This is a genomic window from Sphingomonas sp., assembly GCF_019242355.1.
Taxonomy (GTDB): Bacteria; Pseudomonadota; Alphaproteobacteria; order Sphingomonadales; family Sphingomonadaceae; genus Sphingomicrobium.
Genome location: NZ_JAFAVR010000278.1, coordinates 1 through 9,695, shown reverse-complemented (window position 1 = coordinate 9,695; position 9,695 = coordinate 1). Strand labels below are relative to the sequence as shown.

Annotated in this window: 8 protein-coding genes and 2 pseudogenes; 5 read left to right on the top strand and 5 right to left on the bottom strand. The window is 67.8% G+C overall.

Annotated features, from left to right (window positions below; genetic code table 11):
- Positions 1-764, bottom strand: a 764-nt coding sequence (locus JOZ79_RS13445; protein ID WP_294075126.1) for a biotin carboxylase N-terminal domain-containing protein, incomplete at its 3' end; no start/stop codon positions are given.
- 12 nt (positions 765-776) lie between these two features.
- Positions 777-1,280, bottom strand: coding sequence for an acetyl-CoA carboxylase biotin carboxyl carrier protein (gene accB / locus JOZ79_RS13440; RefSeq protein ID WP_294075124.1), 504 nt, complete (start codon positions 1,278-1,280; stop codon positions 777-779).
- 114 nt (positions 1,281-1,394) lie between these two features.
- Here accB and thiS point away from each other — a divergent pair.
- From thiS to JOZ79_RS13420, 4 genes and pseudogenes are all read left to right on the top strand, one after another.
- Positions 1,395-2,405: pseudogene (gene thiS / locus JOZ79_RS13435) on the top strand (sulfur carrier protein ThiS).
- A 33-nt stretch (positions 2,406-2,438) separates the two neighbouring features.
- A complete protein-coding gene (locus JOZ79_RS13430; protein ID WP_294075122.1) occupies positions 2,439-3,104 on the top strand; it encodes a protein-L-isoaspartate(D-aspartate) O-methyltransferase in 666 nt (221 codons plus the stop codon).
- Positions 3,097-4,428 carry an erythromycin esterase family protein gene (locus JOZ79_RS13425; protein WP_294075119.1) on the top strand — a complete coding sequence of 444 codons (1,332 nt, stop codon included), beginning with the start codon at positions 3,097-3,099 and terminating at the stop codon, positions 4,426-4,428. The genes JOZ79_RS13430 and JOZ79_RS13425 overlap by 8 nt, the downstream gene beginning before the upstream one ends.
- A gap of 87 nt (positions 4,429-4,515) precedes the next feature.
- Complete coding sequence (locus JOZ79_RS13420) at positions 4,516-4,830, top strand: hypothetical protein (protein ID WP_294075118.1); 315 nt, start codon at positions 4,516-4,518, stop codon at positions 4,828-4,830.
- Here the strand turns inward: JOZ79_RS13420 and JOZ79_RS13415 are convergent.
- Positions 4,827-6,509, bottom strand: coding sequence for a thiamine pyrophosphate-binding protein (locus tag JOZ79_RS13415; protein ID WP_294075116.1), 1,683 nt, complete (start codon positions 6,507-6,509; stop codon positions 4,827-4,829). The two genes, JOZ79_RS13420 and JOZ79_RS13415, sit on opposite strands and share 4 nt — an antisense overlap.
- A 202-nt stretch (positions 6,510-6,711) precedes the next feature.
- Here JOZ79_RS13415 and JOZ79_RS13410 point away from each other — a divergent pair, with 202 nt between their 5' ends.
- Positions 6,712-8,391: a calcium-binding protein gene (locus JOZ79_RS13410; protein ID WP_294075113.1), complete on the top strand. Its 1,680-nt coding sequence runs from the start codon at positions 6,712-6,714 to the stop codon at positions 8,389-8,391.
- Positions 8,392-8,403: 12 nt separating this feature from the next.
- Here JOZ79_RS13410 and JOZ79_RS13405 read toward each other — a convergent pair whose 3' ends face one another.
- Together JOZ79_RS13405 and JOZ79_RS13400 are read right to left on the bottom strand one after the other, a co-directional pair.
- Positions 8,404-9,120, bottom strand: coding sequence for an SDR family NAD(P)-dependent oxidoreductase (locus tag JOZ79_RS13405; RefSeq protein ID WP_294075110.1), 717 nt, complete (start codon positions 9,118-9,120; stop codon positions 8,404-8,406).
- Positions 9,121-9,159: 39 nt separating this feature from the next.
- Positions 9,160-9,695, bottom strand: a pseudogene (locus tag JOZ79_RS13400) (amidophosphoribosyltransferase); the annotation flags it as partial.

Below are 9,695 nucleotides of genomic sequence, written 5' to 3'. Positions count from 1 at the left end.
TTCTCGCGGTCGGCCGGCGGCAGGACCGGGGAGGGCGCCTCCTCGATCAGCTTCTGATGGCGCCGCTGGATCGAGCAGTCGCGCTCGCCGAGATGAATGGCATTGCCGAGGCCGTCGCCGAACACCTGGAACTCGATGTGGCGCGGGTCGGCGAGATATTTCTCCATGTAGACGGTGTCGTCGCCGAACGATGCCTTGGCCTCGTTGCCCGCCTGGGCCATCAGGCTTTCGAGTTCGTCCGCCCCCTGGACGACCTTCATGCCGCGGCCGCCGCCCCCCGACGCGGCCTTGATGAGGACCGGGTAGCCGACTTCCTCGGCGAGATCCTGCGCCTGGCCGAGGCTAGTGATCGCGCCGTCGGAGCCTGGCACGAGTGGCAGGCCGAGCGCCGCGGCGGTGCGCTTGGCCTCGATCTTGTCGCCCATCGTCCGGATATGCTCTGGCTTCGGGCCAACCCAGATGATGTTGTGAAGCTCGACGATCTCGGCGAACTGCGCGTTTTCGGACAGGAAGCCGTAGCCGGGGTGGATGGCGTCGGCGTGGACGACCTCAGCCGCCGAGATGATGTTGGGAATGTTGAGGTAGGATTCGCTGGCGGGCGGCGGGCCGATGCAGACCGTCTCGTCGGCTAGGCGGACGTGCATCGCATCGGCGTCGGCGGTGGAATGGATCGCCACCGTGCGGATGCCCATCTCGTGGCAGGCGCGGTGGATCCGGAGGGCGATCTCACCCCGGTTGGCGATCAGCAGCTTCTGGATCTTCATGGCGCCGGCTGCCTAGCCGATGACGATCAGCGGCTGGTCGAACTCCACCGGCTGGCCGTCGCTGATCATGATCTTCTTGACGGTCCCGTCCTTAGGCGCGGTGATCGGATTCATGACCTTCATCGCCTCGACGATGACCAGGGTGTCGCCGGCCTTCACTGTCGCGCCCGCGGTCACGTACGGCTTGGAGCCCGGCTCGGGCGAGAGATAGGCAGTGCCGACCATCGGCGACTTCACCGTCTCTCCGGAGACCGCTTCTTCGACGGGCTGGGCGGGCGCCGCGCCTGCGGCGGCTTGCGGGGCAGGTGCGGGCGTGGCGAGCGGAGCAGGTGCGGCAAGGGCGCCGCCGAGCACCGGCGCGGGTTCTCGGCTGACCTTAATCCGGCGGTCGCCGTCCTCGACTTCGATTTCGGTCAGCGAGTTCGCGGTGAGGAGCTCGGCGAGCTCTCGCACCAGTCCGGGGTCGATGCGCATTCCGTTCGTCGCGCCCGTGCTCCCGTCCTTGGGTTGCGGCATTGATGTTTCCCTGTCTGCTCTGGCGGAGCCTCTGTCAGACGAGCGCCCATCCGTCCACCCTTCAACGGTAAAGCCTTGATTGCGCTCCAATCGCGGGGCTCCTATCGCCCGCGCATGGACCCCGACAACAGCCTTTCGGTCAGCATCAACGGCGAACACCGGCGCGTGCCCGGCGGCTACAATCTGGTCGAGATGCTGAACGAGCTCGGGCTCGACCCCGGCCGCGTCGCGGTCGAGCGCAACCTCGAGGTCGTGCCGCGCTCGACCTTTCGCGAGGTCTGCGTCGAGGACGGAGACTCGTTCGAGATCGTGCATTTCGTCGGAGGGGGTTGAGTGACCGCGCAGCAGGACATCAGGCCTGACAGCTGGAGCGTCGCTGGCCGGACCTTCACCTCGCGGCTGATCGTCGGCACGGGCAAGTACAAGAGCTTCGAGGAGAATGCCGCGGCGCTGGAGGCGTCGGGGGCTGAGATCGTCACGGTCGCCGTGCGGCGGGTGAACGTGTCCGACCCGAGCCAGCCGCGGCTGACCGACTTCATCGATCCCGCGAAGGTCACCTATCTTCCCAATACCGCCGGCTGCTTCACCGCCGAGGACGCGATCCGCACGTTGCGGCTGGCGCGCGAGGCGGGCGGCTGGAACCTCGTCAAGCTGGAGGTGCTGGGCGAAGCGCGGACGCTCTATCCCGACATGCGCGAGACATTGCGCGCGACCGAGGCGCTGGTCGCCGAGGGTTTCGAGCCGATGGTCTATTGCGTCGATGACCCCATCGCCGCGAAGCAACTTGAAGAAGCGGGGGCGGTCGCGGTGATGCCATTGGGCGCTCCGATCGGCTCAGGCCTCGGGATCCAGAACCGAGTGACCATCCGCCTGATCGTCGAAGGCGCCAAGGTGCCGGTGCTGGTCGATGCCGGGGTCGGCTCGGCAAGCGACGCGGCGGTGGCGATGGAATTGGGCTGCGACGGAGTGCTGATGAACACAGCCATCGCCGAGGCGCGGGAGCCGGTGCTGATGGCCCGCGCGATGAAGGCGGCGGTCGAGGCGGGGCGGCTGTCCTACCTTGCCGGCCGGATGCAGAAGCGGCGCTATGCCGACCCCAGCAGCCCGCTCGCGGGGCTGATCTAGCAACACGACTCGGCCCCGGCGCGTTTGGGTCGCGTGGGCGTTCTCGCAACGGATTTCGCCGCCGAGCGCGAGGCGATGGTGGAGCGGCAGCTCAGGCGCCGCGGCATATCCGATCCGCGAATCCTCGACGCGTTCCGCAGCGTGCCGCGCGAGGCGTTCGTGGATGCGAGCCACGCGCATCTCGCCTACGGCGACCACCCACTGCCGATCGCGGCCGGCCAGACGGTGTCGCAGCCTTACATCGTCGCCTTGATGATCGACGCGGCCGACGTGCGCCGCGGCGACCGCGTGCTCGAGGTCGGCTCGGGCTCGGGCTATGCGGCGGCGGTGATCGGCCGGATCGCCGGCCATGTCGTCGGGGTCGAGCGACAGCCGGCGCTCGTCGAGGAGTCGCGCGAGCGGCTCGCGCGACTGGGTGTCGGCAATGTTGAGATCGTCGAGGCGGACGGGACCGTGGGCTGGCGGCCGCTGTCGCCCTACGACGCGATCCTTGTCTCCGCGAGCGGCAGCCACGTGCCCGATGCGCTGGTCGAGCAGCTCGCTCCGGGCGGACGGCTGGTGATGCCGGTCGGCGCCGTTCACGACGTCCAGCGGCTGGTGATGGTCCGGCGGCGCGAGGCTGATTCGGTCGAGCGGTCGGACCTCGGCGCGGTGCGCTTCGTTCCGCTGATTGGCCAGGAGGGCTGGAAGCATGACTGAGACGCTGACCCGCAATCTGCCTCAGCTGATCGCCCAGTCCGCCGAGCCGCTCCCCGGCATCGACGATCCCGCCTTCGGAGCGATGTTCGACCGGTTCGGCGACGCGCGGGTCGTGATGCTCGGCGAGGCGAGCCACGGCACCAGCGAATTCTATCGCGCTCGCGCCGCGATCACCCGGCGGCTGGTCGAGAATCACGGATTCACCATCGTCGCGGTCGAGGCGGACTGGCCGGACGCGGCGACGATCGACCGCTATGTCCGTCACCGCGAACCGCGCGAGGGCGAGGATGCGGCGTTCGAGCGCTTCCCGACCTGGATGTGGCGCAACGCCGAGGTCGACGGCTTCATCCGCTGGCTGCACGATCACAATGGCTCACGCGACTATCCGGCGATGTGCGGCTTCTACGGGCTCGACCTCTACAATCTCAGCGCGTCGATGCGGGCGGTGATCGACTTTCTCGAGACGGCCGACCCCGAGGCCGCGCGGACGGCGCGGCGGCGCTACGGCTGCCTCGAACCCTGGGCCGACGACCCGGCCCGCTACGGCGCTGTCGCGCTCAGCGAGGGTTATGCGCGGTGCGAGGCCGGCGTGATGCAGATGCTTCGCGACCTCATGCAGCGCAACTTCGACTGCCTCGGCGAAGAATGCGACGAATGGCTGGACGCCGCCGCCAACGCCCGGCTCGTGAAGAACGCCGAGGCCTATTACCGCGTCATGTACCATGGCTCCGCGGAGAGCTGGAATTTGCGCGACACGCACATGTTCGAAACATTGTGCCAGCTGCTCGACGCCAAGGGGCCGACCGCGAAGGCCGTCGTCTGGGCCCACAACAGCCACATCGGCAACGCCGCGTTCACCGACATGGGCCAGCGCCGCGACGAGCTCAACATCGGCCAGCTTGTGAAGGATCAATTCGACGCCAAAGCGAGATTGATCGGATTTGGGACCCACGGCGGCACGGTCGCGGCGGCGGACGACTGGGACGAGCCGATGAAGATCAAGCGGGTGCGCCCGTCACTGCCCGGAAGCCATGAGCGGATGAGTCACGACAGCGGCTTGTCCCGCTTCCTGCTCGATCTTCGCGAAGGGAAGGTCGGCAAGGATCTGCGCGAGGCACTTCTCGAGCCGCGTCTGCAGCGGTTCATCGGCGTCATCTACCGGCCCGAAACGGAGCGCTGGAGCCATTACAGCGAGGCGATCCTGCCGCGCCAGTTCGATGCCTGGGTGTGGTTCGATGAGACCCGCGCGGTCACTCCGCTGGCCGGGAACGCCCGGCCCGGCGGCGGCCCGGGAGGCGACGAGACCTACCCGTTCGGTCTCTAGCCGATCCGTCCGAAACGGACTCTGATGCTCGGGCAAATCACGTCGCCTCCGCGTTGTTTCCAACGGGAATCGGCGCGGAGAAGGATTGTGGGAAGATCGCTACGTCCCGGCGACGGCGTCAGCTACGGCATCGGGATCTCGCTCTACCAGGCGGCAGCGGCGGCTCTTCCGGGCCGCGCCACTGGCGAGTTGGTGGAACTCGACGAGCGGTCGCCGGCCGCTGCGGACCAGCCACGCAGCCTCGGCAGCTTCGAGGATTTCGAGCGGCTCGTGGAACAGCTTGCAACGGTTCCGGCGGCGGTGGGCAAGCCGCCGTTTCGGGATCGGCGCCGCTCGCGGAGGCGCGTCGGCAGCTGCCCGGAGGCCCACAATCGAGCATTGCTCGGCGACTACGCGCCCTAGCGCCTGGCCTTTTCGCGCAGCTGGCTGATCGTTGTCGCGTTGCTGATCTGCTCGACGTCGGTCTTGCAGTGAAGGAGGCGGATACCGCGCCGATCGAGGGCGCGGGCCAGCGCCGGAGCGAAATCCTCGGTGCGCTCAACCGTCTTGGCCCAGCCGCCAAACGCGCGGGCGAGGGCGGCGAAGTCTGGGTTGCGCAGTTCGGTCGCCGAGATGCGCTCGGGATATTCGCGCTCCTGGTGCATTCGGATGGTGCCGTAAGCGCCGTTATCGACGAGGATGACGACAAGGTCCGCGCCGTACTGCGCGGCAGTCGCGAGCTCCTGCCCGTTCATCAGGAAGTCGCCGTCACCGGCGACGCAGACCACCGGCCGATCCTTGAAGCGAAGCGCGGCGGCGACGGCGGCCGGGAGGCCGTAGCCCATGGTGCCGCTCGTCGGCGCGAGTTGCGTCGGCATGGCCCCGTAGCGCCAGTAGCGGTGCCACCAGCCGGAGAAATTGCCGGCGCCGTTGCAGATGATCGTTTCCGCCGGAAGCGCATCGCGCATCGCTGCGACGCAGGGGCCGAGGTCGAGAGCGACGCCGTCGCGGGACTCAGGCTCGCTCCATTTCAGCCATTCGGCATGGGCCTGCTCGCCGCAGGAGAAGCGAATGCAATCGGGATCGATCCATTCGTCGACCATCTCGGCGAACTCGCCCATGTCGGCGCAGATCGGCAGGTCGGCGTGATAGACGCGACCGAGCTCGTTCGGGTCAGGATGGACGTGGACCAGCGTCTGGTCCGGGTGGTCCGGCGTGATCAGTGCATAACCGTCAGTCGTCGCCTCGCCGAGCCGGGCACCGACGGCAATCACGAGGTCGGCGTCGCGAATGCGTTGCTGCAGCTTCGGGTTGGGGCCGTAGCCGAGATTGCCGGCATAGACGCCGCAGATGTTCGGAATCGCGTCCTGGCGGCGGAAGGCTGCGGCAACCGGGATTCCATGGCGGAAGGCGAAGTTGGCGAAATGGTGTCCAGCCCGGGGGCTCCAGTCGGCCCCGCCGACAATCGCGACGGGCGACGCGGCTTCCTTGAGAAGCCCGAACAAAGCGGCAACCGCTCCTGGGTCGGGCGCTTCGGCGACGGCCGGAACGCGTGGCCGGGCGACGACATCCACCTCGTCGCGGAGCATGTCCTCGGGCAGCGCGAGGACGACCGGCCCGGGACGGCCGGCGGTGGCGACGCGCCAAGCGCGGGCGACATATTCCGGGATTCGCCGAGCATCCTCGATCCGCGCCGCCCATTTGGCGACGGGCGCGAAAAAGGCGGGGAAGTCGACCTCCTGAAAGCCTTCGCGGTCGCGATCGCCCCGCGCGACGTCGCCGATGAACAGGATCAAAGGGGTTGAATCCTGGAAGCTCACGTGGACTCCGGCGCTGGCATTCGTCGCGCCAGGCCCACGAGTGACGAAGGCGACGCCGGGACGGCCGGTCATCTTGCCGTCGGCATCGGCCATGTAGGCGACTCCGCCTTCCTGCCGGCAGACGATCGTTTCGATCTCCGGCGTGTCGTGGAGCGCGTCGAGCACGGCGAGAAAGCTTTCGCCGGGTACGGTGAAGACCCGGTCGCAGCCATTGATCCGCAGCTGGTCGACGAGGATTCGGCCGCCGGTCCTGGCGCCGGTTTGCGAAGGTGTGGAAGACATCGGCGCGCTCTTAGCGGCCACCGGTGCGAACGTCACCCTCCGGCCCGGCTATCGCCGCATGCCGACCGACGGACGGCATCGTGCGCAGACGGTTCCTCCGAATCGGACCAGGTAGTTCGTGCAACTTGTCGCAATTCCGGCTGTTCACGCTTCATTCCATCGCAGTGTTCGTGGTTCGTTCGCTGCTGGCGGGAGTGAGCAGATGCCGACGCATTGCTTTTCCAACGCTCGGGACATCGTCACGGTCAAGGCGGCCGGCGACTATTCGCTGACGTTGCTCGGTGGCAGCGACACGCTGACGGTCGCCGGCGGGACGACGACCACCGCGTCAATGGGAGACGGCGACGACGTCGTCCGGTTGCTCGGCGGGATGGCGACGGTCAGCGGGGACGCGGGCGCCGACCGCTTCGACATCCGGGCCTCGGGCGCGCTCGTGCATGGCGGTGCCGGCAACGACATCTTCATCCTGCGTGGCGGCTCCGGCCAGTCGGTCTTCGGCGACGATGGCGACGACCGGGTCATCTTCACCGGCTCTGTAACGGGCCTCGCTTCGGATGGCGGCGCCGGCAATGATGTCTACACATTCGGCGGCCATTCGGTCGTCGGAAGCATCTCCGGCGGCGATGGCAATGACTGGTTCACCGACTTCGACGGACGCGCCGGGCTCACTCTGTCCGGCGGGGCCGGAAACGACGTCTATCGCGCGCGCGGGACGGAATTCGGCACGATCGTCGAAAAGCCGGGCGAGGGCCTCGACACCGTGCTGCTTACCCGGGGCGTCGACTACACGCTTCCCGAGAATGTCGAAAACCTGAAGACCGGCAGTTATGCCGGCGGGAGCAGCGCGGCCGCGACCCTCGCCGGCAATGCGTCGGACAACTGCATCACCGGCTGGAGCAATGCGGAGACCCTGCAGGGGCTCGGCGGTAACGACCACCTCTACGGCAAAGGCGGCGACGACATCCTGTGGGGCGGGTCGGGCAACGATGTGCTCGACGGCGGCGACGGCAACGACGCGCTCAATGGCGAGGCTGGGAACGACTTGCTCAACGGCCGGGCGGGCGACGATGCAATGGCGGGAGGGACGGGCGACGACAGCTATTATATCGACAGTCCGGGCGACGTCGTCACCGAGAATGCGAACGAGGGCACGGACACGATCCGCACGACCGTCTGCCTGACGCTCCCGGACAATGTCGAGATCGGCATCATCCAGGGCGCCGCCGGACTGACCCTCGAGGGCAATGCGCTGGACAACCACCTCGTCGGAGCCCGCGGCGACGACACCATCTTTGGCGGCGGCGGCAATGATGTCGTCAGTGGCGGGGCCGGCAACGACTATCTTGGCGGCGAGGCGGGCAACGACACGATCATCGGCGGTGCCGGCAACGACTGGCTGTTCGGCGACGAGGGCAATGGTGTCGTCTCCGGCGGCGACGGCGACGATTATCTCCAGGGCTACATCGGCGATGACCGGCTCGACGGCGGCCGAGGCGATGATTTCCTTGCCGGCGGACCGGGCGCCGACACGCTCACCGGCGGCGCGGGGAGCGATACTTTCTATTTCTACGGCGCGAGCGAATCGACGCCCGCGTCGTCCGACCGGATCACCGACTTCACGACTGCGGCGCACGGCGCCGGCGCCGACCGGCTGGATTTGTCAGCGATCGACGCCAATCTCGCCGACGCCGGCGACCAGGCCTTCGTCGGCCTGACCTCCGGACCAGCGGCGCACAGCCTCTGGATCACGGTCGCGTCGAGTAATGCCGACGGCAGCGCCGACCTGACGCTCTATGGCGATGTGAATGGCGACACGACCGCAGACTTCGCCGTCGTCCTGCACGCGACAGCCGGCTTCTCCGCCGCCGATATCGTGATGTAGCGGGGCCCGTGCTCAGGCGTCGACGCGCACTCGCTCTCCGGTGATTCCGTCGCTGATGACCCGCTTGAGGATCGCAGCTGCAACGGCTTCGGGCGGTTTGACGCTGTCCGGCTCCTCGCCGGGAAAGGCGAGCGCGCGCATCCGCGTCCGGGTCGCGCCTGGATCGACGATGTGGATCCGGATGCGCCCGGTGTAGCCCGTCTCGTCCGCATAGGTCCCGAGCAGGGTCTCGAGCGCCGCCTTGGACGAGCCGTAGGCGCCCCAGAAGGCACGCGGCTGGGAGCCCACGGATGATGTCAGGGCAACGACATCGGCGCGGTCCGACTTGCGCAGAAGCGCGTCGAAGGCGGCGATGAGCGCCTGATTGGCAAGCAGGTTGAGGGTGAGGACGCGCGAATATTCCTTCGGGTCGATGTCCTGCACCGGCGTCAGCGAGCCGAGGATCGCGGCATTGAGGACCATGAGGTCGAGCCGACCCCAGCGTTCGGCGACGGCGGCGCCCAATTTGGCAATGGATTCGGCCTCGGTAAGGTCTAGCGGGGCGATCGTCGCGCTTCCGCCGGCGGCGTGGATCCGCTCCTCGACCTCCTCGAGTGCGCTTGCCGTGCGGGCGACGAGGATCACGTGCGCGCCAGCCGCGGCGAGAGCCTCCGCCGTCGCTGCTCCGATCCCGCGGCTGGCACCTGTGACGAGCGCGATCTTGTCGGCGAGGGGCTTGGTGTCGGTCATGGGCCGCGCACTAGAACGTGGCGCGGGCAATGCAAACGGTCAGCGGCTGGCGACCAGTGACAGCGCCGCGCCTTCGTCCTTCTCGCCGACGTCGGTCAGCGTCGTTGGATAGGCGCCGGTGAAGCAGGCGTCGCAGCGTTGCGGGGCGGCGGCGTTCCGGTCCTGGCCGAGCGCGCGATACAGGCCCTCGATCGAGATGAAGGCGAGGCTGTCGGCGTTGATGTAGTCGCGCATCTGGTCGACGCTCATCTGCGCGGCGAGCAGCTTGGCGCGCTCGGGCGTGTCGACGCCGTAGAAGCAGCTGTGCCGCGTCGGCGGCGAGGCGATGCGCATGTGCACCTCGCGGGCCCCGGCATCGCGCATCATTTGCACGAGCTTCACCGAGGTCGTGCCGCGAACGATCGAATCATCGACCAGGACGATGCTCTTGCCATCGACCAATGCCGAATTGGCATTGTGCTTCAGCTTCACGCCGAGGTGGCGGACCTCCTGGCTGGGCTGGATGAATGTCCGCCCGACATAGTGCGAGCGAATGATTCCTAGCTCGAACGGAATTCCGCTCGCCTGGCTGAAAC

Bases quoted from the DNA above. Each gene is read 5' to 3' on its own strand.
- accB (WP_294075124.1), bottom strand. From the start codon at position 1,280: ATGCCGCAACCCAAGGACGGGAGCACGGGCGCGACGAACGGAATGCGC.
- JOZ79_RS13425 (WP_294075119.1), top strand. From the start codon at position 3,097: ATGACTGAGACGCTGACCCGCAATCTGCCTCAGCTGATCGCCCAGTCC.
- JOZ79_RS13415 (WP_294075116.1), bottom strand. From the start codon at position 6,509: ATGTCTTCCACACCTTCGCAAACCGGCGCCAGGACCGGCGGCCGAATC.
- JOZ79_RS13410 (WP_294075113.1), top strand. From the start codon at position 6,712: ATGCCGACGCATTGCTTTTCCAACGCTCGGGACATCGTCACGGTCAAG.
- JOZ79_RS13405 (WP_294075110.1), bottom strand. From the start codon at position 9,120: ATGACCGACACCAAGCCCCTCGCCGACAAGATCGCGCTCGTCACAGGT.